This window comes from Planctellipticum variicoloris, assembly GCF_030622045.1.
GTDB classification, from domain to species: Bacteria; Planctomycetota; Planctomycetia; order Planctomycetales; family Planctomycetaceae; genus Planctellipticum; species Planctellipticum variicoloris.
The window spans coordinates 5,130,446-5,155,895 of sequence record NZ_CP130886.1 but is presented as its reverse complement, the minus strand read 5'-3'; the positions used below and the strand labels follow the sequence as shown (position 1 = coordinate 5,155,895).

At 64.4% G+C, this 25,450-nt stretch carries 22 protein-coding genes; 5 read left to right on the top strand and 17 right to left on the bottom strand.

What is annotated here, in order from left to right; genetic code table 11:
* Positions 1–16 precede the first annotated feature (16 nt).
* Genes SH412_RS20040 through SH412_RS20025 form a run of 4 tightly spaced genes read right to left on the bottom strand, consistent with a single transcriptional unit; the run spans position 17 to position 3,574 of the window.
* Complete coding sequence (locus SH412_RS20040; protein WP_336519794.1) at positions 17–1,051, bottom strand: bifunctional heptose 7-phosphate kinase/heptose 1-phosphate adenyltransferase; 1,035 nt, start codon at positions 1,049–1,051, stop codon at positions 17–19.
* The gene (locus SH412_RS20035; protein ID WP_336519793.1) at positions 1,048–2,154 is read right to left on the bottom strand and encodes a GSU2086 family protein; all 1,107 of its coding nucleotides are present in this window, start codon (positions 2,152–2,154) and stop codon (positions 1,048–1,050) included. The genes SH412_RS20040 and SH412_RS20035 overlap by 4 nt, the downstream gene beginning before the upstream one ends.
* Positions 2,151–2,996, bottom strand: coding sequence for an HAD family hydrolase (locus tag SH412_RS20030; protein ID WP_336519792.1), 846 nt, complete (start codon positions 2,994–2,996; stop codon positions 2,151–2,153). Before SH412_RS20030 ends, SH412_RS20035 begins: the two co-directional genes overlap by 4 nt.
* Positions 2,993–3,574, bottom strand: a complete 582-nt coding sequence (locus tag SH412_RS20025) for a D-sedoheptulose-7-phosphate isomerase (RefSeq protein WP_336519791.1) — start codon at positions 3,572–3,574, stop codon at positions 2,993–2,995. The genes SH412_RS20030 and SH412_RS20025 overlap by 4 nt, the downstream gene beginning before the upstream one ends.
* 239 nt (positions 3,575–3,813) lie before the next feature.
* Here SH412_RS20025 and SH412_RS20020 point away from each other — a divergent pair, with 239 nt between their 5' ends.
* The gene (locus SH412_RS20020; protein WP_336519790.1) at positions 3,814–4,716 is read left to right on the top strand and encodes a hypothetical protein; all 903 of its coding nucleotides are present in this window, start codon (positions 3,814–3,816) and stop codon (positions 4,714–4,716) included.
* A 2-nt stretch (positions 4,717–4,718) separates the two neighbouring features.
* Here the strand turns inward: SH412_RS20020 and SH412_RS20015 are convergent, their stop codons facing one another.
* From SH412_RS20015 to SH412_RS19995, 5 genes are all read right to left on the bottom strand, one after another.
* Positions 4,719–5,453 (bottom strand): DUF3226 domain-containing protein, encoded by a 735-nt coding sequence (locus tag SH412_RS20015; protein WP_336519789.1) that lies wholly within the window; start codon positions 5,451–5,453, stop codon positions 4,719–4,721.
* Complete coding sequence (locus SH412_RS20010) at positions 5,453–6,601, bottom strand: AAA family ATPase (protein WP_336519788.1); 1,149 nt, start codon at positions 6,599–6,601, stop codon at positions 5,453–5,455. Before SH412_RS20010 ends, SH412_RS20015 begins: the two co-directional genes overlap by 1 nt.
* 139 nt (positions 6,602–6,740) lie before the next feature.
* Positions 6,741–7,523, bottom strand: a complete 783-nt coding sequence (locus tag SH412_RS20005) for an SDR family NAD(P)-dependent oxidoreductase (protein ID WP_336519787.1) — start codon at positions 7,521–7,523, stop codon at positions 6,741–6,743.
* Positions 7,524–7,536: 13 nt separating this feature from the next.
* Complete coding sequence (gene truD, locus SH412_RS20000) at positions 7,537–8,661, bottom strand: tRNA pseudouridine(13) synthase TruD (RefSeq protein ID WP_336519786.1); 1,125 nt, start codon at positions 8,659–8,661, stop codon at positions 7,537–7,539.
* A 143-nt stretch (positions 8,662–8,804) separates the two neighbouring features.
* Positions 8,805–9,704: a DUF1559 family PulG-like putative transporter gene (locus SH412_RS19995; RefSeq protein ID WP_336519785.1), complete on the bottom strand. Its 900-nt coding sequence runs from the start codon at positions 9,702–9,704 to the stop codon at positions 8,805–8,807.
* A gap of 237 nt (positions 9,705–9,941) precedes the next feature.
* On the opposite strand from SH412_RS19995, the gene SH412_RS19990 reads away from it, so the two are divergent.
* Positions 9,942–10,289, top strand: a complete 348-nt coding sequence (locus SH412_RS19990; protein ID WP_336519784.1) for a translation initiation factor — start codon at positions 9,942–9,944, stop codon at positions 10,287–10,289.
* Between the two features lie 9 nt (positions 10,290–10,298).
* On the opposite strand, the gene SH412_RS19985 is transcribed toward SH412_RS19990, so the two are convergent.
* The 8 genes from SH412_RS19985 to SH412_RS19950 all read right to left on the bottom strand — a co-directional run bounded on the left by SH412_RS19985 (position 10,299) and on the right by SH412_RS19950 (position 18,986).
* Positions 10,299–11,204, bottom strand: a complete 906-nt coding sequence (locus SH412_RS19985; protein WP_336519783.1) for an alkaline phosphatase family protein — start codon at positions 11,202–11,204, stop codon at positions 10,299–10,301.
* Between the two features lie 186 nt (positions 11,205–11,390).
* Entirely contained in the window at positions 11,391–12,485 is a 1,095-nt protein-coding gene (gene hisC / locus SH412_RS19980; protein ID WP_336519782.1) for a histidinol-phosphate transaminase, read from the bottom strand.
* 213 nt (positions 12,486–12,698) lie between these two features.
* Positions 12,699–13,241, bottom strand: a complete 543-nt coding sequence (locus SH412_RS19975) for an inorganic diphosphatase (protein WP_336519781.1) — start codon at positions 13,239–13,241, stop codon at positions 12,699–12,701.
* A 251-nt stretch (positions 13,242–13,492) separates the two neighbouring features.
* The gene (locus SH412_RS19970) at positions 13,493–14,230 is read right to left on the bottom strand and encodes a CvpA family protein (RefSeq protein ID WP_336519780.1); all 738 of its coding nucleotides are present in this window, start codon (positions 14,228–14,230) and stop codon (positions 13,493–13,495) included.
* A 56-nt stretch (positions 14,231–14,286) separates the two neighbouring features.
* Positions 14,287–16,131, bottom strand: coding sequence for a GspE/PulE family protein (locus SH412_RS19965; protein WP_336519779.1), 1,845 nt, complete (start codon positions 16,129–16,131; stop codon positions 14,287–14,289).
* Between the two features lie 180 nt (positions 16,132–16,311).
* Positions 16,312–17,235 (bottom strand): peptide chain release factor N(5)-glutamine methyltransferase, encoded by a 924-nt coding sequence (gene prmC, locus SH412_RS19960; RefSeq protein ID WP_336519778.1) that lies wholly within the window; start codon positions 17,233–17,235, stop codon positions 16,312–16,314.
* Positions 17,236–17,416: 181 nt separating this feature from the next.
* Complete coding sequence (gene prfA, locus SH412_RS19955) at positions 17,417–18,499, bottom strand: peptide chain release factor 1 (RefSeq protein WP_336519777.1); 1,083 nt, start codon at positions 18,497–18,499, stop codon at positions 17,417–17,419.
* 217 nt (positions 18,500–18,716) lie between these two features.
* The gene (locus SH412_RS19950; RefSeq protein WP_336519776.1) at positions 18,717–18,986 is read right to left on the bottom strand and encodes a type B 50S ribosomal protein L31; all 270 of its coding nucleotides are present in this window, start codon (positions 18,984–18,986) and stop codon (positions 18,717–18,719) included.
* A 560-nt stretch (positions 18,987–19,546) separates the two neighbouring features.
* On the opposite strand from SH412_RS19950, the gene SH412_RS19945 reads away from it, so the two are divergent.
* The 3 genes from SH412_RS19945 to SH412_RS19935 all read left to right on the top strand — a co-directional run bounded on the left by SH412_RS19945 (position 19,547) and on the right by SH412_RS19935 (position 25,385).
* On the top strand, positions 19,547–20,623 hold the full coding sequence (locus tag SH412_RS19945) for a peptidylprolyl isomerase (protein ID WP_336519775.1): 1,077 nt from the start codon (positions 19,547–19,549) through the stop codon (positions 20,621–20,623).
* A gap of 283 nt (positions 20,624–20,906) precedes the next feature.
* Positions 20,907–23,771: a WD40 repeat domain-containing protein gene (locus SH412_RS19940; RefSeq protein ID WP_336519774.1), complete on the top strand. Its 2,865-nt coding sequence runs from the start codon at positions 20,907–20,909 to the stop codon at positions 23,769–23,771.
* An 18-nt stretch (positions 23,772–23,789) separates the two neighbouring features.
* The gene (locus SH412_RS19935; RefSeq protein ID WP_336519773.1) at positions 23,790–25,385 is read left to right on the top strand and encodes a DUF1553 domain-containing protein; all 1,596 of its coding nucleotides are present in this window, start codon (positions 23,790–23,792) and stop codon (positions 25,383–25,385) included.
* Positions 25,386–25,450 lie beyond the last annotated feature (65 nt).

Below are 25,450 nucleotides of genomic sequence, written 5' to 3'. Positions count from 1 at the left end.
CAGCCCATTTCTCTGCCTACTCGCTTCTCATTACCCCCTCCTCCAACAGTTCCGCCAGTTGCGCAACTGACGCCGTGCCTGTCGTGCCGAGCTGGTGGATCACCAGCGATGCGCCGGTCATGGCGAGCTGCATGGCTTCGGGGATGTCGGCTCCGCCTGCGAGGGCTGCGGTCAGGTTGGCCATCGTGGCGTCGCCGGCCCCCACGATGTCGATCGGACCGCGGACCGGATAGGACGGAATGTGCTCGGCCGGTCGGCCCGGCGCTGCTCCGACGATTCCCTGCTCGGCGAGCGTCACGAAGACCGGCTGGCCGTTTTTTGTCGCCAGCTCCGCCGCCTGGGCCTGCACGGCCTGCAGCGATTCCGTGGCCGATCCGCTCAGCTTGGCCAGTTCGGCGGCGTTCATCTTGAATCCCAGCGGGGGAAAATGCTGCACGCCGCGGCGGCTGTCAGCGAGGACCAGCAGATCGGGCCGGCCGACGACCGCGGCGCGGGCGGCATTCGCCACGGGGCCGCTCACGACGCCCGTTTCCGCAATGTCGACCTGGTCCATCAGGATCATCGCGTCGACCCGGCCCGCCAGCGCCGCCACCCGCGACGCCAGGTCCCGTTGCAGTTCCTCCGGAGTCTCCGTCCAGTTCTTGGAGTCGAGCCGGTTCAGTTCCCGCGGCGGCTGTCCCGCCTCCAGGACCAGCGGTTTGCAGTACACGAACGTCCGACGCAAAGGCGTCGTCACAAAGTGCTCAAGATTGACGCCAGGCTGGGCCGCGAGAGCCCGCTTCAACTCGAAACCTTCACCGTCCTCGCCGCAGAAGCCGACCGCAAAGATCTCACCGATCCCCAGCGCCACGAGATTATTGAGGATCGTCCCTGCCGCTCCCGGCTGGCTGCGGACGCGCACGACGTTATGGACCGGCAGTCCGGTTTCGATCGAGATTTCGGACCGGGCGGGGTCGATCTCCAGATACCGGTCAAGGCAGAAGTCGCCGACGATGGCGATCTTGAGGTCCCGATACCGGCCGGTGATCTGCTGGAATCGTTCGCGATTCATGCGCGGTTCAACTCGTGGTACAGGTTGTGGATGAAGGTCGCGTTGTCACATTGCAGATAATGCATCGCCCCCCCCATGCGGGAGTAGCTCTTGCAGAACCGGAGGTAGTAGGCGGCGTTGGTCTTGGGCGGCTCCCCCTGCGTCCAGTCCCAGTTGCCGCCGTCCTGCAGATCGACCACGTAGATCGAATGATCGCGCACGACCGGCCGGCCGCTCTGCAGCCGGAGGTTATTGACGCAACTGATGCTCTTCTCGAAGACCTGCGGTCCCATGATCGCCGAGCCGACCGAGAGCACCACGCCGCCGTCGAGCCCTTCGACCGAGCCGCCGAAGAGTTTGAAGTCCCACTCGGCCCCCCGGCCGATCGCGCTGCCGCTGAAGACCGGGTGATTGGCGATAATGTCGTAGCCGATGCCGGGGTGAACCGTCAGCGGGACGTTGTGCTTCCAGGCCTGGGCCAGGATCGACGCATGCTTCCAGCGGTGATTGATCGCAATCCGACCGGCCGGCCAGCCCTGGCTCCGCATGGCCTGCAGCAAGTCGGCCCGTGCAGACGTCAGCGGATGGGCCGGCTCCGCGGAGATCGCCGCGGCTAATTCTTCGATCGAAGGGAGCACGACGCCATCTTCGTGAATCAGCCGGCCGAGCCCTCGACCGTAGCCGAGGCCATCCAGCGCCCCGGCCATGATCGCCAGGTGAATGTTGGTCGCGGTTTCGTGCCAGGTGCCGAACGTGCCGCTGGCGACGTTCATCTCGACGCTCTCGGTCGACGCGCCGAACCAGGCGTACTCCCAGTCGTGAATCGTCCCGGCCCCGTTGGTCGCCAGGTGCGTCAGCCAGTCGTTGCCCATCATCCGGGAAAGAATCTGCGCGGACCCGTTTCGCAGCAGGTGCGCTCCGTAGATCAGCATCACCGACGCCCCGCGCTGACGGGCGGCCCGGATTCTGGCCGCACAGTCCTGGATCGTCGGGATCAGCCGTTCCGGGCAGGCCTTCGGAGGCTGATCGGGATCGATCAGTATCTCATCCGCCCGCGTCAGGCTCTGCCGTTCGCTGAGCGGGAAGACTTTCAATTTGCTGAGATCGAGCGGTGTGACGTTCATACCGTCCGTCCCAGCAGATAATCGACCAGTGCGATTGCATCGCGGTAATCGGGGAGCACGACGTTTGCCCCGACCCCCAGGAGTCGTTCTCGCTTCCAGGGGTCGATCCTGCCGGATCCGTTCGCGGCCTCGTCGGTCGCCATCGCGACCGCGAAGCCGCCGACCTCGTGCGTGTTCTGGATCTCGACGTACCCGTCGCCGAACGACAGCAGATGGCCGCCGGGGATCTGGTTCTCCTGCAGGATCTTGTCGATGATCATCTTCTTGGAGAACTTGGCGAAGTCGTCTTGAGCACCGTAGACGTGCGGGCCGAAATCGTCGAGGACCCCCAGCAGCTCGGCTTCCCGCCGGACGGCGTATTCGTCGGTGCCGCTGGCCAGATACAGCGTCAGGCCGCAGGCCTTCAGGTGATCGAGGAACGGCCGGGCGGCATGGACCAGATACTCGTCGCGCGGAATCGACCCGTCGGCGATGCCCGAAGTCCGGTTCGCGATTTTCAGTTCCAGCCGGCGGAGGTACTCGTGCTTGTACCACAGCGGTTCGCGGGGCTCGCCCCCCCGTTCCTTGACGCGCTCGGCGAGCTGCATCATCTGATAGATCGTCTGCTTGCCGTTGAGACTCATGATGTCGTCGAGGACCAGTTTTTCGAGCGACTCGTCGGTGTCCGACGGCAGTCGCGGCAGCATCTCGACGAACATCCCGACCATCACTTCGGGCCAGCCCTGCCGAATCAGCGACAAGGTGCCGTCGAAGTCGAACAGGACGTGGCTGATTTCCGGACGGGGCGTCAGCGGAGCGGGGAGTTCGGCGCTGGGCCAGCGTGGATTGTTTGACAGGTTCATGCCACCACCCCGGCAGTCTGCTCCATGAAGGCATAGGCCAGCATGTGGCAGATCGTCATCTGGGCGTCTTCGACGCGGCCGTAGTGAGTGTCCGGCACGACGAGGACGTGCTCGCAGATCTCAGCGAGACTACCCCGTTTCGCCCCGACCAGTCCCACGGTGTGGACGCCGTTCTCACCGGCCCACTTCATGGCCTTGACCAGGTTGGGCGAATTGCCGCTGACGCTCATGCAGAGGGCGACGTCGCCGGGCTGGGCGTAGTTCTGAAGCTGCCGGAGGTAGACGTCTTCGTAGGCGTAGTCGTTCCCGAGCGCCGTCATCCAGGCGGTGTTGTCGTTGAGCGACAGGATGCGGAACCGCTTGCCGAGGGCGTCGGAGGAACCCTTGCCGACGTCGGTCACAAAGTGCGACGCATTCGCTGCACTGCCGCCGTTGCCGAACACAAAGACCTGCGAGCCCTTGGCGTGGGCGTCGCGGAGCAGATCGATGATCGCGGCGACCTGATCGAGGGGCAGGGCGGCGTAGACTTCGCGCTGCTTCGTGACATAGTCCTGCAGCCAGGTATCGAGCGTAGACATCGTGGAGTCCGGGTTTCCTGAGCGGCCGATCAACTGCGGAGATTCCCCACCACGCCGGGGGGATTTCCGCGAGGAACCGGCATTGTAGCCGGTTCCTCCGGCGCTGTCTGGCGAGCCGAAATTCTCGCGGGATTGTGAATCCCCTCACAGACGCCCACCGCTGACCGCCGCGAGAATCTCTGCAATCATCGGCAGGTCGTCGACCGGCCGGTCTGGTTCCATATCCCGGAGAAAGCGTCATGTCCTTTCCGTCTGTCGTGCGGTGGTGTCTGGCGAGTCTGGTCGTGCTGGGACTGGCGGCGCAGCCGGGACTGGCCGCGAAGAAATCGGCAAGCGGGGTGATCACTCAGCCGCGATTCAACCCCGCCGCAGAACGCGTGGAAATGTTCGCTGCGATCGAGGAGGGCCGGATCTCTGCAAAGTTGATCCCCCGCAACGCCCTAGGCGGAAACGTCCTGCTTGAAAACAAGACCGATCAGCCGCTGACGATTGAGCTTCCCGCCGCGGTGGTCGGGACGTCGATCCACAACCAGTTCGGCGGCGGTTTCGGCGGTGGCGGCGGACTTGGGGGAGGCGGATTGGGAGGCGGATTGGGAGGCGGCCAGGGAGGGCTCGGCGGCGGGCAGGGGGGCGGTCAGCAGTCCGTCGGCGGCGGATTTGGAGGAGGGCAGGGGGGACTTGGCGGCGGTCAAGGAGGAATTGGCGGTGGCGGCGGAGTCGGCGGCGGCCTGGGGGGAGGTTTCTTCTCGATTCCCGCCGGCAAGCGAGTTTCGATTCCGCTGACGTCGGTCTGCCTGGAGCACGGCAAACCCGAACCGAGCCAGACCAGCGACTACGTCCTGGTGCCGGTGGATCAATTCAGCACCGACCCCGTCCTCCCTGAACTGCTCTCCCTCGTGTCGAGCGGCCGAGCATCGGCCGAAGCCGCCCAGGCCGCGGCGTGGCATGTGAGCAACGGGATGTCGTGGGACGAACTGCAGGCCAAGCGACGCATTCGTCTGGGGGCTGGTTCGTCACCATACTTCAGTGAAGCTCAACTCGCGGAGGCGAAGCGAATTGTGGAATCCGCGATGAAAGCGGCGAAAGCGCGGGGGACGGCTCCCGAGCCGAAGAGGGAGATTCGGAGCGGGCGGGTGGAGTGAGGTCAGGCGATCTGGAAAAGCGTCTTGAACCAGGCGACGAACTGCTGCGCGACCGGGCTGTCGTGCTGGAGATACCGGGCGCGGATGGCGGTGCCGTACGGCCGCCCGGGATTCTCCTGCCACGCCAGCCAGCAGGCCAGATCCGCCTTCAATCGGTCGATGTCGCGATAACCGGCGCCATGATGAGACTTCGCGGCCTTGGTGCAGGCCTGAGCGAATTCGTACAGCGGCGCCGGGAAGCCTTCGTCTGACTTGGGGACCAGCGTCGCAAGGAACGTTTCCAGGGCTCCGGCATCTTTGTTATTCGGCATCAGCCATACGCCGATGCGCGTCTTGTACTCCTGTGAAATGCCGATGAACCCCTCTCCGGGCATGACTTGAAGCTGTTCGACGGGAACTGCTGGATCATCAAGTGTTGTGACGGACGAAGCCGCCAGCCTCTCGCGAATGGCAATCCAGCGGTCTGCCGGCGACTCATCGGCATCGAGAACAAAGCCAACGACCCCGCCCGCCTGAATTTTCACTTCCTCACGAATGCTCGTCAGCAGGGCCTCGACGCCGTCTGCATGACGCGAGGAATCACCGCTGTCACTGATCGCAGCATCGAATTCCGGGTACGTTGCCGGCCACGGTTTGTGGTCGTAGTCAATGCCATGCCTGATCAACAAGTTGATCAGTGAGTACTGATCGTTCTTGCCTTCGACATGAATCTTGACACGGGAGAGTCGCTGCGCCATCAGCGGATCTCCGATTCACGCAGCATGGCACGAGCGAACTCTTCGCCGCTCAAGCTTACCGCCTTCTTGATCGCCCGCTCGATGCGATGGACGGCCACGTGCTCCGCCAAGTCCGGATCGGCCGCGATGGCATCCTGCAGACCATTCAGGCAATCCAGACTGTGCGTCGTCGCAAAGACCTGCACGTCGAGTTCCTGAGCGGCCTTGATAACCATGCGCCACATTTCTCCAAGTTTGGAATAGTGGAGGCCAGTGTCGATTTCGTCGATCGCTAGAAAACCGCCGGCAGTCGAACCAATCGCAATCCCGAATCCCAGCAGTCGGCCAACTCCTTCGCCGTACCAACCTAATGGGGTTCGTATGCCGTCCACTTCGAGCAGGACGCCAAGTCGACTGTTGCTCTGCGTTCCCTCTTCCGTCAGGAAGAATACCCGACTTAACTCAGGAAGAATGATTTGCAGCGTCTGCTCAACGAACCGTTCTCGATTCCGCTCAACAAGGAGATTCCAGCCTCTGCGCATGGCAATCGGTCGCATTCCACGCGCTGACAGGAAGCCGACCGGCAATTCGTCTGATCTGTTCAGAAGAGTTGTTCGATTCGCCGCATCCAACCAGTTGCTTGATACCAGCCATCCGCCAGCTTGAAGCATCGAGATAGATTGGTGAACCTCACCATCTGGTCTAGACTCGGCGACATATGCCTCTCGACCCTCGTCGACAAGCAGGTTCTGATGAGGGAATACTCCTGCGCTTGAGAGCGATTCGACCGTTCCAAGACTAAGCGTGATGTCACGATCAATCCCCGCCGAAAGTCGAACTTGCCCTGGCCGAGCTAAGTTGTGAGCGCCAAAGAGGCTTTTCATTGGCACGGCAAGGTGCTCAACATACGCGCTTCCGTTGAGTTCGCGATCGTCGGACGAGTCTGTTGGCGACAACTCGCGCCGAACTGCTCGCGACTCGCCTCTCTCATGAAGTAGCCTTGCCACAGCCAAGGGCCTGCCTTCTGCCAATAGCAGACAAGCCGCCTCCAGCACGCTCGTCTTCCCGCAGTTGTTGTCCCCCACCAGCAGATTGACCCGCGCCAGGCCGTTGAGCTGGTACTTGTCGAAACTGCGGAAGTTCTCAATCGTCAGATCGCGGAGTAACACGGCGGCGGACCTTGCTGAACGGACGGACTTGTCTGCGACTGAGGCGGCTGCGGTGAGCCTCGAAGACTCGACTCACCCTACGGACCCTGCGTCGAAAGTATCGCCCGGAAAAGACGTTCTGTCCACGGGCGTTCTCGGCTTACCAGACCGTATAGCCCCCGTCGATCACGATCGCCGCACCCGTCATGTACCGGGACGCGTCGCTCGACAGGTAGACCGCCAGCGGACCCAGATCCTCCGGTTCCCCGAACTTCCCCGCCGGGATCTGCGCCAGCGACTTTTCGATGATCGTCGGATCCAGACGCTGCCAGCGCTGGTTCGGTTCGGTCATGAAGCCCCCCGGGCAGATCGCGTTGACCGTGATCCCGTGAGGCGCCCAGTCGGCCGCCGCCGCCTTCGTCAGGTGGATCACTGCGGCCTTGGAGGTCTCGTAGCTCCGCCCGCCGATGCCGCGGTTGATCACCATCCCTGAGATTGAGGCGATGTTGATCACCCGGCCGCCCTGGCCGCGGGCCAGCATGGCGCCGCCGATGTGCTTCAGACACAAAAACGTGCTCGTCAGGTTGAGGTCGAGGATCTGCCGCCACTCGTCGAGCGTCTGCTCGTGCAGCGGCACGTTGATCCGCCGGCCCCCGACGTTGTTGATCAGAATGTCGAATGGTCCATGCTCGGCGAGCGCCGCCTGGCAGACCCGCTCGCAATCCTCGGGCGAGCCGATGTCGCCGAGCATACTGTGCGCCGTCCGCCCCAGCTTCCGGATGTCGGCCGCCGTCGCTTCCAGGCTGGCCGCGTCGCGACCGACCAGGACGACATCGGCGCCCGCGTCCGCAATGGCCAGCGCCATCTCGCGCCCCAGCCCCCGGCTCCCGCCGGTGATGAACAGTTTCTTTCCATCCAGTCGAAACGCATCGGCGAGTGCCATGGTCGGTCAACCTTTATTCGGAGTCTTCGGCAGCCTCGTTCTCAGCCGCCTCGTCGGGGTTTGAAGCCGCGCCAGCGGGGGCGTTGCGGAGGAACTCGCGCAACAGCGTGGTCGCATACACGCCCGACGGCAACGTAAACTCGAATCGCAGTCCCTCCGGTTCCCCGGCAATCCGCAGATCCGCCGGCCGGATGGTCAGCGCCCGGCGGGTGCCGGAGAGCAACTGGCTGAACCCGCCAAACTGCTCCGGCGTCAAACCATGCTCCTGCAGGACGCGGGTCTCGCGATCGGCCGGGAGGCCGGTGGGGGCCTTCATCTTCGGGCCGAACATCGGGCCGGTGGGGACGATCTCGCCGGCGTCGCAGCGCGGCTGTTCCACGGCCACATCCTCGACGACGAACTTCCCGCCCGATTCGACGACTTCCATCACGTCGCCGAGGAGGACCGTCTGCAGCAGTCCGTCGCGAATGCGTTCGGCGAGGACTGCGTTGAAGAGCTGCGACTGCGCCGCCGAGAGGGCGAATTTCAGCAGGAACCGGCGTCGCGAGAACGGAATGTCGCGCGGCGTCTGCCGGCCGGTCAGGAGGTCGAGCCCAAGCTGCAGCGTTTCGCGATCGCGCCCGAAGCGCTGCTCGCCGTAGTAGTTGGGAAAGCCGACGCGTGACAGTTCGGCGGCGATGGCCTGGGCCCGCTCGGCGTCACCCGGTTCGACATCCCTCACCAGCAGCGAAAACCGGTTGCCGCGGAGATGCCCGGTGCGGAGCTTGTTGCCGTGCTGGACGGCTTTGAGAACGTGGATCCGGTCGGTCTCCAGTTCGGGGATGAGTTCGGCGCAGCGGGCGGGGACCGACAGGTACTGCCGGGTGACGGCGAACCGGTCTTTGAGGCCGGCGACGCCGATGTCCCGGGGCGAGATCCCCAGGCTGCGGGCCACATGCCGTGTGAGCTGTTCCGCGGCGACGTCCCGTTTTTCGATCCAGAGGAAGAGGTGTTCGCCGGTTCCGGAGGGTTCGTAGGCGGGGAGTTCTTCGACGACGAAGTCTTCCGGCGTGGCTTTGAGCTGGCCGGAGATGCCGGGCAGGGCGGCGGTCAGGCGGGGCCAGTCAACGAGATCGGGGAGCTGGGGGGCGGTTTCCATGCACGCAGGATACCGCTCGCCACGCTCGACAGGGAGCCCGCCGGGTGGCACGTCCCTGAGGCTTTGCGAAGGGCGTGTCTTTCCCCTTCGGCAATCGGTCCGACCACGCCCATCGGCGGACCTCTGGGCGTGCCACCCCAGAACTAAAACTCTCCGAGCACTTCGCCGCCCGCGCGCGTACTCAGTGACTGGTACAGCCGGAAGTCCATGTTCTCGCTCAACCCGCGAACCGAACCGTCCCCCATCAGAAAGTTCGCGTACCCCACATGCGGCGCCGACACATCCCGATCGTCGCTTCGCGGGTCGTTGGGGACGTTGCCGGTCTGGAACAATACCATGTGCCCGTGGTCGTCTTCCGGTTCGTCCCACTGGCGGACCGCGCAGCACCAGGTCGTTTCGTATTCGAAGTGCACGCCGTGGCTGCCGGCCCGGCGGAACGGGCCGTTTTCGCGTTCGCCGCACAACAGCGTATTGCTCAGCCCGTCCGTCACGTCGCCGAACCGCGTCCTGCTGTTCCGGCTGAACATCCCCAGCCGCTGTTCCTGATCGTCGTCGAGATCCGGCGGACCGAAATTCGCCACGAAACTTCCCATCGCGTAGCGCTCGGGCGCGGGCCCCATTTCAATCATCCGCTCGTGCGAGACGCTGTCGTTCGGACAGAGAAACACCGGCAGCCGGACCTCGCGCGGCGTCTCGTTGACCGCCGCAAACACCGCAACACTGAAATTGAACTGGCCGTACAGCGGCGCCTGTTCGAGAAACGGCAGCACCATCGCACCCCAACTGAACCCCGAACCGTTAGCCGCCGGCGAGTAGCTGTTGTCCGGGCGATACACGTAACCGGGCGGAAGCGTTCCGTGCGCGTCGTGATAGTTGTGCAGCGCCAACCCCATCTGCTTCAGATGATCCCGGCACTGTGTCCGGCGGGCGGCATCGCGGGCCTGCTGCACCGCAGGCAGCAGCAGCCCGATCAGGACGGCGATGATCGCAATCACCACGAGCAGTTCAATCAGCGTGAAACCGTTTCGACGTTGCGAGGGCATCGTGTTTCTTCCCGTTGAGCGAGCGCGAACGACCCCGTCGTCGTTCTCTCCGACGGCAAGGGTCCACGATTGAACCATGCTCCCGGCGGGGATTCCACGCCCGGCGGCAACTTCGGCGAATCTTCACAGGCCCCCCGGCCCGGAGCTTGCCGCGCCCCCCGCCAGCCGGCATCGTAGTCGTCGGCATCGAAGACATTGGAGAGTCGGCAAGCGGCCGCTGGACAGGGATCGCAGAGCATGGGACTGCTGGCAGGAACCGCGTGGGATCGACCGCCGCAGTGCGAGCGCTGCGGCCAGTTGGAAAGTGCATGCCAGTGTCCGCCCGCAGCGGCCCCGAGCTCCCTCGTTCCGCCCGAAAAACAGACCGCACGTCTGTCCGTCGAACGCCGCAAAAAGGGGAAAGTCGTCACGGTGATCCGCGGACTCGCTCCCGAAGCCAACGATCTCCCCGCTCTGCTCACCCGACTCAAAAACGCCTGCGGCGCCGGCGGCGCGATCGAAGACGACGGCCTCGAAATTCAGGGAGATCAGCTCGACCGCCTGCGGAAACTGCTCGCGGAATTCGGCTACAAGGTCCGCGGCTAAGGCCTCTCATCAGTCCTTCAACCCCACCGCGTGGCCATCCAGTTCCCACGCCGGGTCGATCGGAATTCCGAGATGCGTCAGTGCCGTGGGCACGATGTCAACCTGGCTCGTCGGCTCCTCCGATCTCCCCCGCAGCGCCGACGCACCACTGACGATCAGAAAGACCCGGCGGATTTCCGGCTTGTCGTGTCCGCCGCCGTGGCCCGTCCCCAGTCCGCCGTGATCCGTGCAGACGATGGCCAGCCAGTCTTCTTCAGCGTACGTTTTGCGGGCCTTCAACCCGCTGAGGACTCGGCCGATCTGCGTGTCAACTTCTTCGATCGCCGCCACATACTGCGGCACTTTCGGATGGAACCCGTACTTGTGGCCGGTCTCGTCGACGTTGCCCAGATAGAGCACTACGGCGTCCGGATCCTGTGTCTTCAGCACATCCAGCAGAGCATCGGTCGCCTGCCGATCTCCGCCGAGGTAGTCGCCCGGCTTCTCTCCGCCAAAGTGCCGCCCGTCGTCGGCGCCCGAAACGATCTTCGACTTGATCGGCTCCCAGGTGGTCAGCGAGACGGTCTTTGCGTCGGGGCGGACCTGCTTGAGGCGAGTGAAGAAGTGCGGGAACTTGTCGTAGTTCGAGCCTTTGAACGAGTTGTCGAGGACGCCGTGCTTGTCCGGCCAGACACCGGTGAGCTGGTTCGACCATCCGGGGCCGCTGATCGTGTCGGCCTTCGTCGGACGCGGACAGACGATATCGGTGTCGGCAAAGTAAATCCCGTCCGCAATCAGGCCGTCGATATTCGGCGTTTTCGCCGCCGCCAGCGCATCGGACCGACAGCCGTCGATTCCGATAAACAGCACCTTCTTGACCGGCTTGCCGTCGGCCGCGAAGCAAAGTCCCAGGCAGGCGAGCGCGATGCGAAGCATGAGCGGACTCCGGTCAACGTAGTTGGTCTGTGGCCGGGGCAGGAGCGTCTGCGCGATGCCCCGGTCTGCTCGCGTGATCAAAAACCGGGGCGTCCCTTCGGTCCAGCCCCGGCCACCCGACTCGGTCCTGAATCGGCGACTCCAGCCAACCCCATTGCCGGCCCGACGTCAATCCCCGCGACCGCTTCACGCCGATTTCATCGTCCGGGTGATCTCGCCGAGAGCTGTCAGCAGCGCGTCGATTTCTGCGTCGGTGCCGACCGTGATTCGCAGTCCGTCGAGCCGTCCATCTGCGGCCCAGGCGACATCGGGGAACGCCATGTACCGGACCAGGATCTTCCGGGCCTTCAGCCCCTCGTAGATCTCCTTGTGCCGTCCGGTCGGATGGCTGCACCATACGAAGTTGGTCTGGCTGGGAACCGGCGCAAAACCGAGCGACTGCAGTCCTGCAAACATCCTCGTTCGCGTGGCGCGAATCCGCTCGACGTTGGCCTCCATCCACGCCTGATCCTCAATCGCCGCCGTCGCCGCCGCGAGCGCGATCGAATCGCAGTTGTAGCTGTCTTTCACCTTCCGCATCCCGGCGATCAGATCCGGGTGCGCGATGGCGAATCCAAACCGAATCCCCGCCAGGCTGTACGACTTGCTGAAAGTCCGGGTGACAATGATCTGCCGCCCGGCAGAACCGCGCAGAATCTCGGCGCGGTGCGGGTTGTCGGCAAAGTCTCCGTAGGCTTCGTCGAGCACCAGCACGCCCGCCGGCGGAACGAGGGCTTCGATCTCGGCGTCGGTCCAGCGATTCCCGGACGGGGAATTGGGATTTGGCACGAAGATCAGCTTGGACCGCTCAACCACGCCGCGCGTCGTCGTCGGATCCCACGACCAGTCGGGCTGGAGCAGAATCCGTTCGTGCCGGGCCCCCTGCAGATCGGCGAGCGTTTCGTAGAGAATGTAGCTCGGGTACGGATAGGCGATCAGATCCGGACCATCGGCGAACGATCGGGTGATTATCGTCAGGTTCTCGTCGCTCCCGTTGGCTGGCAGAATCCAGTCGGGATCGACGCCAAACACCTCCCCCGCCGCCCTGCGAAACGCCTTCGCCAACGGATCGGGATACAGGTTCAGCCGACCGTGCGCCGCGGCGGTGATCGCCGCCACAACCCGCGGCGAGGGCGGGTAGGGGTTCTCATTGGTATTGAGCTTGATCCAGCCCGCTTCCTGCGGCTGCTCGCCAGGCACATACCCGGCAATCCGATCGATATCAGGTCGAAAGAGGCTCATAAACTTCAATTCAATCCATCAGACTCACAACTCGAAGGGTGGCCGGGGCTGGAGCGTCATCGCGAAGCCCCGGACTTGTCGAACGGAAAGCGGAAGGCAATTCTCGGAAAGCCAGACTCCGCTTCTTGAATTCTCCGATCAGTCTCGGCATCCCGCGGCCATCGAGTCTCATCCGTCAACACGGCTGCTACGCGGCAGCCCGTGCGGCCAGCACTAGCGGAAGCCGCGGCGGCGGGAGGTGCTGTAGCGTTCGAGGGATTCGAGGATCACCGGAAAGGCGGTTTTTGCAGACGTCAGGTCGTCGACTTCCACAGACTTCCCTTCCAGTATCTTGTAGTCCTGGAAGAACCGGCGAATCATCGACAGCCGGTGCGGCGGCAGCTCGGACGCTTCATAGAACGGATTGAACTCGGGATCGTGCGTGGCGATGGCCAGGACTTTGTGATCCTTCTTGCCGGAGTCGATCATCGTCATCAGGCCGATCGCGCGGGCTTCGACGAGCGTCAAGGGATCGACCGGCTCCTGGCAGAGGACCAGCACGTCCAGCGGGTCGTCGTCTTCGGCGAGGGTCTGCGGAATAAAGCCGTAATTGGCGGGATAGTAAACGGCGGAGTGCAGCATGCGGTCCAGCCGGAGCAGCCCCGTTTCCTTGTCGAGCTCGTACTTGACGCTGGAACCCCGGGGAATCTCGATGACCGCCGTGAACTCGATCGGCAGCTTTTCACCGGGGGTCACGTCGTGCCAGGCATGAGTCATACTATGCTCTCCAGACCGGTCTGGGCGTTGGGACACGTCTTGTCTCCAGAAGTTCGCCCGTGGGCAGGTCTCTCAACAGTCCTCGTCGAATTTCCGGGGCACGTGCCGCCTGGATCAGTTGCCCGGTCAGAGCTGGCGAGGAAGGACGCTCGACCGTCGCAGCCAGTCTACCTTCCGCAGCCGGACCGCGGTATCGCGGGACGCTCGGTCTGGAGAAGTTCTTCGGGCGGCCGTCGCGCCAATCGGATTCTTCAGAATCCGGGAGACGCCTGTCCCCCACCCGGACTGCCGCTCCCCCCGGTCGGCGCCACCGGCCGGAAGATCGGCGCCGGTGCAACCGGAGCAATTCCACCACCGGCAATCTGATCCCGCCGCGCGGCATACCGGATGGGGAACGACGGCCAGACTTTATTGGGATACGGGTTGCCGGGATCGCCGACGGCGAAATACGGGCCGTCAAACATGTGCGGAATCAGCTCGTTCTTCTCGTTGACGAATCGAAAATTCGCCAGCGACTTTTCCGAGACGTACTGCGTGAATCCCAGCCACCGTCGATCGAGGTTCAGTCCGAAAAACGTCGGCCCCTCCGCCTTGAACCCCAGATACTCGCGGGGAATGACCGCGGTGTGCACTGCGGTCAGCAGGATCGCCGCCGTCAGCAGGCCCGTTGCGGCGGCGAACGCCCACCGCCCGATCGATTCCGCCATATCCGGCAGCGTGATGAAAATCGGGGCAATCCGCTCGGTCGACATTCGCAGCGCAAACACGAACCCGGCAAACAGACCAACCAGTGCGATCGAATCGGCGTGGTTCCGATAGTCCTGCGGCAGAACCGACTGCAGCACCACCGCCAGCGGCTCAAAAAAGTTCATCGCCAGCAGCCCCGACAGCAGCGTGCAGAGGAAGACCAGCGCCGCCCCCCACACTCCTTCGCTGGCGACGCACCACGTCACCAGTCCGATCACCACCAGCATCAGCAGATCGATCATGGTCCGTCCGTCACATCAGGAACGCAGTCGTGGGTCTTGGGATCACTGGTTCGGGACTACTTGGCGACGCGTCGCAGCTCTTCCAGCGACGTCGTCCCCTTGACCACCAGCCGCAGACCCTCTTCGATCATATACAGCATGCCGTTCTTGCGAGCCTCCGCCTTGATCGCCGCCAGATTGGGCGTCTCGCGAATCATGTCCCGCAGCCGGTCCGTCATCACCAGCAGCTCGAACACACCCATTCGACCGAAATAACCCATGCCGCTGCACGTCGGACAGGCGTTGCCCGACTTCGGCGGACGGTAGAACTTGTCGACCTTCTCCGCGGGGAGACCGAGCGTGTGCAGCAGTTCGACGTCGGGCCGGTAAGGCTCCCGGCAGTCTTCGCACAGCTTCCGCACCAGCCGCTGCCCCAGAATTGCCGACAGTGAACTGGCCAGCAGAAACGGCTCGACCCCCAGATCGATCAGCCGGAACAGCGCCGTTACCGTATCGTTGGCGTGCAGCGTCGAGAAGACCATGTGCCCCGTCGTCGAAGCCTGACACGCGATCTTCGCCGTTTCCGCATCCCGGATTTCGCCCACCAGCAGCACGTCGGGATCCTGCCGCAGCACGCTCCGCAGCGAACCGGCGAACGTCTGTCCCGCCTTGGTGTTGATTTCGATCTGCGTGACGTTCGCCATCTTGTATTCGACCGGATCCTCGATCGTAATAATGTTGCTTTCGAGCGCGTCGATCTCCTGGAGCGCCGCATACAGCGTCGTCGATTTGCCGGCCCCCGTCGGACCGCAGCTCAAAAACATCCCGTGCGGCTGATGGACGATTTCCGCCACCTGCTCCATGAGCTGCTTGCGCAAGCCCAGCATCGGCAGCGTTTTGACCGAACTCCCCTGGTCCAGAATACGCAGACTCATCTTCTCGCCGAACTGCACCCCCTGCGTCGCCACGCGGAAGTCGATCTGCCGCCCCTCGGTCTCTGCCCGGAAACTCCCGTCCTGCGGCTTCCGACGCTCCGTAATGTCCATCGCCCCCAACACCTTGAAGATGTTGATGATCGCATCGCCCGTCGAGCGATCGAACGGCTCCGCCGGATACATCACGCCATCGACGCGCAGTCGGACGGCGATTTCGTCTTCCTTCGGCTCCAGATGGATATCCGTCGTCCGTCGCAAGATCGCGTCGTAAATCAGTTCCCGGGCCGCCAGATACCCTCCCGACGACTCGACCTGCTTGCTGCGGTCGACCTCGCCGGCCCCCTTTCCCGACTTGCCGATCAGCCGGATCGGCGGCCCCCCGATCGCCTCGCGCACTTCCCGCGTGCCGAACTTGATCCCCAGGCGACCCAGCAGCCGCAGTCCGACGGATTTCAAATGCCGGGGAGTCAGCACCTTGCCCGAATCGGGCACGCGCTGGTTGCGCTCATAGACATACAGACCCATCGGCAGCGCGTACGCCGTCGTCATGACCAGAAACGCCACCGGAAACGCCGGCATGCACAGCGCCAACACGAATCCCGCCGTGCCGCCGAACAACGCGATCGTGTTCCAGAACATCGGCCGGACCTTCAGCCCGTGCGCGTCTTCATCGATCCATCGGCAGGTCCAGACCCACAGGAAGAACAGCCCCACCAGATAAATCAGCCGGAACCAGCCGAAGTAAAAGCCCGTCAGCGTCGGGTTCGCAAAAGAGTTGCCGCGAAAGAACCCCGTCGGCGGAGCCGGGAACCTCCCCGCAGACGTCCCCCCCACGACCGGCGCAGGGGGCGCCGCCGGAGTTGCAACCCCCGCCGGAGTGGGTGGCGGCTGCGCCCCGGCCGGGGCCGTGAGCGCCAACAACAGCATCCCCGCCAGTAGCACGTAAGCTGGCAGGGAAACCGTGCGCAATTGGATTGCGTACCCCATCACTGCGTTGATCCCGGATGCGAGGTGCCGTCGAACGGTTGCGAATTTCGCCGACCTGGCCGCAGAACGAGTGTAGAGCACCCGCCGCGACGCCGCAACAAATGTGCAAGCCTCGTCGCCCACCGTCGTAGAAATACTGGTCAGCGCGATTCGAGAGCCCACGGCCCCCGCCGCGCCCCCTCATTTCCGCCGCGCCAGCAGCACCCGCGCCTGGCCGGCCAGATCGTTCTGCACGCGCACCTCGTCGTATTCCGACACGCCCCGCGCCAGCTCGCACAGCCGCTCGGACTGTTCCGGCGAAAACTCCACCAGCAGCCAGCCCCCCGGAACCAGATGCCGCGGCCCCTCCGCCAGGATCCGCCGGAGCAGGTCGAGGCCGTCGCCTCCCCCATCCAGCGCCAGCCGCGGCTCGTGCCGCCGGACGTCGCCCGCCAGCGTCTCAATCTCCGCCGTGGGAATGTAGGGAGGATTGCTCGCAATCACGTCGAACGTCGCACCAGCCGGCACTGCGGCAAACAGATCCCCCGGCAGCAGCTCGACCCGGTCGCCGACCTGATGGGTCTCGACGTTTTTCCGGGCGATCGTCAGGGCGGCGGCGCTGAGGTCCGTGGCGGTCACTTTCGTGGCAGGGCAGTTCTTCGCGACCGAAATCGCGATGCATCCCGATCCCGTGCAGAGATCGAGCACCCGCGCCCCCGCTTTCCCTTTCACCAGGGAAATGACCTCCAGCACCAGCGTCTCCGTGTCCGGCCGCGGAATCAGCACGTCCGCAGTCACCGCGAAGTCGAGGCTGAAGAACTCGCGGTGTCCGACGAGGTAGGCGACCGGCTCCGCATTTGCCCGCCGCTGCACCAGCTCCCGCATCTGCGCCCGCACCGCATCCGACAGCGGCTGATCGTAGTCCGTATACAGCCCGATCCGCCGGCACTTGCGGGCGTGAGCCAGCAGCACTTCGGCGTCCAGCCGGGGCGTCTCGCTCCCATGCTTCTGCAGGTGCTGCGTCGTCCATTCCAGCACCTTCCGCACGGTCCAGGCCGGCTGAGCGGCCGCTCCAGCAGCCGGCGCGCTCCCTTCCGCAGATCGAGGCTCCGGATCAGACATCATTGGCCCTTCCGTGGCTCATTACGCGAAGCACGAAATCCGAAACTCGAAATCCGAAACAAGCACCAAATCTCGAAATTCCAAACGCCAGCGTTTCCACGAACCCGTTCAAGCCGAACTCGTTTTCTGCTTTGAGCGTTTGGACTTGTTTCGGATTGCGTGCTTCGAGTTTCAGATTTCCCGGTCAAGCTGTCGCCAGCCCCTGCGTCCCCTTCAGCCGTTCTTCCCGATCAAACTGCAGCAGCGGCTGAATCAGGTCGTCCATGTGCCCCATCATGATCTGATCGAGCTTGTGAATCGTCAGCCCGATGCGATGGTCAGTCAATCGATTCTGCGGGAAGTTGTAAGTCCGGATCCGTTCGCTCCGATCGCCCGATCCAATCAGCGTCCGCCGCTGCTCGGAACGCGCTTCGTGCTGCTGACCCATCCGCAGTTCAAACAACTTGCTCCGCAGCACGCGCAGCGCCTTGGCCCGATTCTTGTGCTGGCTCTTCTCGTCCTGAATCCGCACCACCAGCCCCGTCGGCAAGTGCGTCATCCGGACCGCCGATTCCGTCTTGTTGACCTTCTGACCCCCAGGCCCCCCCGCCCGCATTGTATCGATCTGCAAATCCTCGTCGCGGACTTCGACGTCCACTTCGCCGACTTCGGGCATCACGGCGACGGTGGCGGCGCTGGTGTGAATCCGGCCCTGCGTCTCGGTCTCCGGCACCCGCTGCACCCGGTGCCCGCCGCTTTCGAACTGCAACTGGTGGTAAGCCCCCTCTCCGGTAATCGACAGCGAGACTTCCTTAAAGCCTCCCAGCTCCGTTTCCGAGAGATCCATCACTTCGTACTTCCAGCCCCGCATGTCGACGAACCGCGTATACATGTTGAAGAGGTCCCTCGCAAACAGCGCCGCCTCGTCGCCGCCGGTCCCCGCCCGGATTTCCATGATCAGGCTCCCGCGCGTCAGCGAGTCCCCCGCCGTCACCATGTCTTCCAGCTCGGTCCGCAGCGCATCGTACTGCTGCTCCAGTTCGTGCAGCTCGTGCGCGGCGTATTCGCGCGTCCCCGGATCCGTCTCCGCCTCCAGCAGCTCCTTCGTCGCCGCGACGTCGGCTTCGAGACCGTTGAAGCGTCGCACCGACAGCGCCACCTTCCCCAGACCGCCGTGCTCCCGCTGCAGCTCGACCATCTTCTGCGTGTCCGCCAGGATCTCCGGATCCTGGAGCATCTTCTCGACTTCTTCGTAGCGCGTCAGCTTGGCTTGCAGCGTCGGAAACATGGCGGTTCCACCGGCCGGCGCAATCGCCGGTTCGTCGTTTGAGGCTCGGAAACGGCCGCGGGCGGCAGGCATCAAATGCCGCGACGCGGCGAAAGAACCGGGTCAGCCCCGTTCCGTCGGCCGCGTCGCATATGCATCGCGAGGCAGGTTCGGTCGGCTCCCGGAGCACGTCGTCCACAGTCGGTCCACCCGACGGACAACAGACTCCCGGAGGACGCTAGGCCTGCTCTCCCTTCTGATTCCGCTGATCCCAGTTGTACTTCTTCTGGAACTTCTCGACGCGACCGGCGATATCCAGGAACTTCTGCTTCCCCGTAAAGAACGGGTGCGACGCCGAGCTGATGTCCACAGTCACCAGCGGCAACGTCCGACCTTCATACTCGGTCGACTTCTCGGTACGGATCGTCGATCGCGTGAGGAACTGCGTCCCCGTGGACGAATCCTGGAACACGACTTCGCGATACTCGGGATGAATGCCGGATTTCATAATCTCACCAGGGGCTGGTCGACCGCCAGATGCGGACCGACGGAGTCTGCACGGGACTGAAGCCGGACGTTCCCCGCTGTCCCGGCACGGGGATCGAATAGTGTAGTCGGATCCCGCCGACTCTGACAAGGGTCGCCGAACCGACATTAGCGCCGCAGGGAACGCAGGACCAACACAATCACCGCACAGAGGGCGCCGCGGAGCCCCGCCGCTTCGGGTATTGTTCGCCATAACAGTTCACTGCGCATGCAATTGCGTCGAGTCTCGGCCGGCGAGTGAAAATTGGTCATCTCGGCGACTGGCTTGGATCGGAGCGAGGCGGAGCCTCGATAAGACCGGTTCCCAGGCAGAGCCTGGGAACCAGAAGTTGCCGCCATTCTCTTCACTTGCCACTCGCCACCAGCCACTAATCACTCGTCCCCCCTCGGCTTTCCCGAAACCGAACTTGACCCGATTTTTCGTGAAACCTATAAGTCGCGCCGTGCCACGGATGGCGGCGACTCGCGGGTCTCGCGAGCCTGTCCAGGCAACTTCTGAGTCGGGTTCGGGGAGATCGAGTCATGGGTGAAGCTAAGCACCTCGCGACGGCCGCTGCTGGCGGGAAACGCTGGTGGCTGGTTCTCGGCGGCGCCGCGGGTGCCGTCGTTGCTGGAGTCCTCTTGATGCAGTCCTGGCGCGCTCAGCCGGGGCAGGCCGCCACCGAGCCCGCCGGCCAGAAAGCCACTGCCAAAGCTCTCGCCCGCGTCGGCAAAGACACCATCCCCTACGACCTCGTCGCCGCCGAATGCGTCACCCGCCACGGCAAAGAAGTCCTCGACGACCTGATCAACCGCATGATCATCCAGCAGGCCTGCGAAGCCAATAACCTGGTCGTCACCGAAGAAGACGTCACGGCCGAAGTCAACCGCATCGCCAAACGCTTCAACCTCGACCCCCAGGGCTGGTACGCCATGCTCCAGGCCGAGCGGAACCTGTCCCCCCAGCAGTACCGCCAGAGCGTCATCTGGCCGATGCTCGCCCTCCGCAAGCTCGCCGGCGAACAGGTCGACATCACCGAAGAAGATCTCAACAAAGCCTTCGTCCGCAACTACGGACCCCGCGTCAAGGCCAAGATGATCCTCCTCGACCGCCTCAACCAGGCCCAGGAATGCTGGGAAGCCGTCAACAAGGCCCCCGCCGAATTCGAACAGCTCGCCCAGAAGTACTCCGTCGACGCCAACAGCCGTTCGCTCGGCGGCGCCGTCCCCCCGATCCCGCGCTTCTCCGGCTCCGACGAACTGGAAAAGGCCGCCTTCAAGCTCAAGGAAGGCGAAATCTCCGGCATCGTCCAGATGGCCTCGAATCGCTACGCCATCATCAAGTGCGAAGGCCGCACCGAACCCATCGTGACCGACATCGAAGAAGTCAAAGACGGCCTCTACGACGAAATCAAGGAAGCCAAGATCCAGCAGTCCGTCGCGCAAGTCTTCGAAAAACTCAAGAAGGAAACCCGCGTCGACAACTACCTGTCCGCCACCTCCAGCGGCCCCCAGGACCGCTCCGTCATCAGCGGCTCCAACATTCAGCAGACCGGCGCCACTCAGGCCGCGCCGATCCGCCGCGCCGCCAACACCGGCCGCGCCACCCTCGACAACTGAACCGGTTCGAAGTCGAAGACAACCCGCTGCCATCAACGGCGACCAGCCCCTCTCCTCTGGTCGCCGTTCTTTTTTTTAGTCGAGAGACGAGAGTCTAGAGTCGAGAGCCAGACAGGACTGGCGACGTGGCCGATCGTGTCTGGCTCTCGACTCTCGACTCTCGACTCTCATCTCAATTCCCCTTGCCGGGCCGGCGTCGCGACTGTTAGGCTGACATTTGTCCCGTCTGCCATCTGTCCTGTACCCGGCTTCGTTCGTCCGTCGTCTCCCAGCGGGGGTTCCCATGTCGGTTCGGTGGCTCATCGCGCTGAGCACCCTCGCGGCCGCCTGGTCGCCGTGGTCGGACGGCGTCTGCGCCGAATCGCCCGGCGGCGCGGAACCCGCCAAGTACGCCGCCGCCGCTCGCACCGAAGACGAAACCACTCTCGCGGTCCGCACTCTCGCCTGGTCCGCCGACGGTCACTGGATGGCCGCCGGCTTCGGAGCCCCCGACACCCGCGGTCGACTCCGCGTCTGGGACCTCCAGCGCCGACGCCAGGTCGTCAGTCAGGCGTCCGTTCGCGGCGTCGCCTCCGTGGCCCTCAGCGCCAATGGCCAGCGCGTCGCCTGGTCGGGCTGGGATCACGTCGTCCACCTGGCGACCCTCGGTCCCCAGGGAATCGCCGACGAGCGCGAGATCCCCGCCGGCTCCCGCGTCGTTCGCCTCGCCCTCTCCCCCGACGGCCGCAAACTCGCTACCGCCAGCGACGGCGCCGAACTCCGACTGTGGGACGCTGCCACCGGAACAGAGCTGAAACGCTGCACCGGCGACGTCTTCCGCCTGCAATGCGTCGCCTTCTCCCCCGACGGCCTGATGCTCGCCGCCGGCGGAGGCGGCTTCTCCGAACCAATCTTCGGCCGCGCCGCCCTGTGGGACGCCGAGACCGGCGAGCAGATTCTCGCCCTCGAAGGCCACACCAGCCCCGTGATGAGCGTGGCCTTCTCGCCCGACGGCGAAGACCTGGCGAGCGCCGGCATCGATAATACCGTCCGCATCTGGTCGGTCGAGTCCGGCGCGCTCCGGCGTGGATTTATGCCCCACAGCCGCACGATCGCCGACCTGAGCTATTCCCCCGACAGCCAGTATCTCGCCACCGCCAGCTACGACGGTCAGGCGGCCATCCTGAATCCCCTGACGGGGGACCGGGTGAATGTTCTCTCGGATGCCGGCGAGATGGTTCACTGCGTCGCGTTTTCTCCGGACGGTCATACGCTGGCCTACGGCGGCGCCGACGGCCGCGTCCGCTTCTACGATCTCAATACCGACGTCTCCGCGCCCGCCTTCGTCGGCGAAGAAGCCTCCCCTCCCATCATCACCGATCTCGACTGCTCCCCCGACGGTCGCTGGCTGGCCCTGGCCGGCGAAGACGGCATCGTGCAGCTCCGCGATCTCGAAAGCGGCGACCTCCTCCAGATGCTGACCGGCCACGAAGACGTCGTGACCGCCGTCGCCTTCTCCCCGAACGGGCAGCAACTCGCCAGCGCCAGCTTCGACGGGACCGTCCGTCTCTGGAATCCAACGGCCGTGAAGACCGTCCTGACCCTCTCCGGTCACGCAAGCTGGGTCCTCGGCGTCGCCTGGAGCCACGACGGCCAGCGTCTCGCCACCGGCGGATATGACCGCTCCGTCCGCATCTGGGATGCGGTCTCCGGTCGGCAGCTTGCGACGCTGGAAGGCCACTCGGCCTCGGTTCACTCCGTCGTCTGGTCTCCCGATGATCGCTTCGTCGCCTCCGCCAGCGGCGATCGCTCCGTCCGGATCTGGGATGTCGCCCGGCAGGCATCGACGGCGGAGCTGAAGGGGCACTCCGCGGCCGTCCGCTCGGTCGACTGGCATCCTTCCGGCGACTGGCTCGCCAGCGCCGCCGAAGACGGCGAACTGCGCCTCTGGTCCCCCGAAGGCAACTCGCTCCACACCGAAGAGAACGCCGGCGGCATGCTCTGGAATGTCACCATCTCCCCGCGCGGCAAAACCCTGGTCGCCACCGGCCGCGCAGGTTTCGCCCGCCTCTGGACCATCGACGGGCAAACGCTCGTCGAACCGCAAGACCTGACCGGCGGCAACGAAATCCTGACCACCGTCGCCTACGCTCCGCAGGCGAAAGAAATCCTCACCGGCGGCTACGAACGCCTGGTCCGCCGCTACCCCGCCACAGAGGCCGTCACCGACGCCATCGCCCGCATGTCAGTCGAAAACTCCGTCTGCCGCGTCGCCCTCTTCGGACCGCAGGACGGGCAGCTCTGGACCGGCGACCATGCCGGCAAGCTGAAACGCTGGAACTGGCGGGAAGGAAAACTCGAAGACACGCTCACGGCCGATCCCGCCGGCGTCATGCGCGCCCTCCTCGCTCCCGATGGTCGCTGGCTGGCCACCAGCGGCGCAGACGGCAACGTCCGTCTTTGGGCGCCCGACGGTAAAGAGCCTTTGGCAGTCCTCGAAGCCCATCGCCGGGAAGCCGCGGCCCTGGCGATCACCCCCGACGGCAAACGGCTCTTCTCGGGGGGAGGCGACAACATCATTCGCATGTGGAACGCCGAGAACCGCCGCACCCTCAAACGCTGGCCGCAGAACCTCCCCATCACCTCGCTCGAAGTCTCCCCCGACGGCCAGTGGCTCCTCTCCGCCACCGGCAACTGGCGCTCCTACAAGACCCCCGGCGAAGTCACGCTCTGGGACACTGCAAAGGGGCAGTTCATCGGCAAGTTCCCCGGCCACGCCGCCGAAGTGAAGTCCGCCGTCTTCTCCCTCGACGGCAGCCAGGTCGTCTCCGGCTGCTCCGATCAGAAAGTCCGCATTTTCAACCGCGAATCGCAGGCACTGGTCCGGGAGTGGGAGCTGCAGACCGTCGTCACTCGCGTCCTCTGCCTCCCCGATGGCCAGACCCTCCTCACCGGAGACCTCAACGGCCGCCTCGAACTCTGGGAACTTTCCACCGGCAACCGCATCCGCCAGTTCGGCGACCATCAGGACAAAATGATCTACGGCCTGTCCGTCTCCCCCGACCGGCAGTGGCTCGCCACCTGCGGCGGTGACGGGCAGGCTCAGATCTGGCCTCTCAAGGATCTGTTGATCGCTCCTCTCGTCGGGCTGTCGACCGCGAAGCCCTGACGCCTCGGAGACTCCTCCATGCGACGTATAACTCCCTGCTGCCGGATCGCCCTGACGCTCCTCGTGATCGCTGCCGGACTTCGCACGGCCCGCGCCGATGAAGTCCAGGCCACAGCCAACCTCATCGACCGTCACATTGAGGCCCGCTGGAAGATCGACGGCGTCGTCCCCGCGGAACTCTCCGACGACGCCGAGTTTTTTCGCCGGATCAATCTCCACATCGGCGGCGTCATCCCCACGGTCTGGGAAGTCCGCAGCTTTGTCGCCGATCCCACTCCCGACAAACGCCGCCAGGCGGTCGAACATCTCCTCAGCGGCCCCCGTTACATCGCGCATTTCACGTCGACCTGGCGCAAGGTGATGCTCCCCGAAACGGAGACCGACCCCAATCTCCGCGCACTGGCCCCCGAGTTCGAAGGCTGGCTCCGCCAGCGGCTGATCGACAACACCTCCTACGACCGCATGGTCCGCGAGCTGCTGACCGCCCCCTTGTCCCGTTCCAACGCCATGACGATGGGAAACACCGGTCGCGAAGCGACCCCTGCGGGGTTCTTCGCCGCCAAAGAAATGAAACCGGAAAACCTGGCCGCCGGGTCCGCCCGTACCTTTCTCGGCGTCCGCATCGACTGCGCGCAGTGCCACGACCATCCCTTCGACGCCTGGAAACGCCGGCAGTTCTGGGGGTACGCCGCCTTCTTCGCCGGCATCGTTCCCGCCCGGGCCGGGTCCGACGACATCCCCGTGCAGCAGTCGGTCGAAGTTTTCGACCGTCGTGAACTGGCCATTCCCGACGACATCAACCAGCGCGTCGTCCAGGCGACGTTCCTGAACGGCGATCAACCCGAATGGAAGCCCCGCACGTCGTCGCGCCAGACCCTCGCCGACTGGATCACCGCCCGCGATAACCCCTACTTCGCGCGCGCGACCGTCAATCGACTCTGGGCCCACTTCTTCGGCCTGGGTCTCGTCGACCCCGTCGACGATCTCAGCCCGGCCAACATCCCCAGCCACCCGGAGCTGCTCGACGAGCTTGGCCGGGAATTCGCCCGCCACGATTTCGACCTGCAGTTCCTGATCCGCGCCATCGTCAACAGCCGGACGTACCAGCTCACAAGCCGCAGAACCCATGACAGCCAGGATGAACCGTCCCGCTTCGCCCGGATGGCGGTTCAGGGCCTCACCGCGGAATCGGTCTACCGCAGCCTGCAGCGGGCCACCGGCGCCGCCCCGCCCGACGTCGCCGACCGATCGGTGGTCCTGTTCGCGCCGCAGGGTGAAGATCAGCAGTTTCGCGAACTGTTCGCCAACGTCACCGACCGCCCGATCGATCGCCAGACCAGCATCCTGCAGGCGCTCCTGATCATGAACGGTCCGCAAACCGACGTCCGCCAGCTCCGCATCCTCGAAGCAATCCTCGCCTTTCCCGATCTGACCGCCGCCGAGCAGATCGAAACGCTCTTTCTCTCGACAGTCAGCCGTCTCCCCGCCGCCGCAGAATCCGCCAGGCTCGTTCAGGCGGTCGAAGCGCAGGCTTCGCCGGACGAACGCCGCAAAGTCCTCGGCGACATCCTCTGGGCCTTGCTCAACAGCAGCGAGTTTCTGTTCAACCATTGAGGCCAGTCCATCAGGAGCGGACAGACAGGAATGTCTGCCCCGCCAGAAGAAAGTTTTTCAACAGA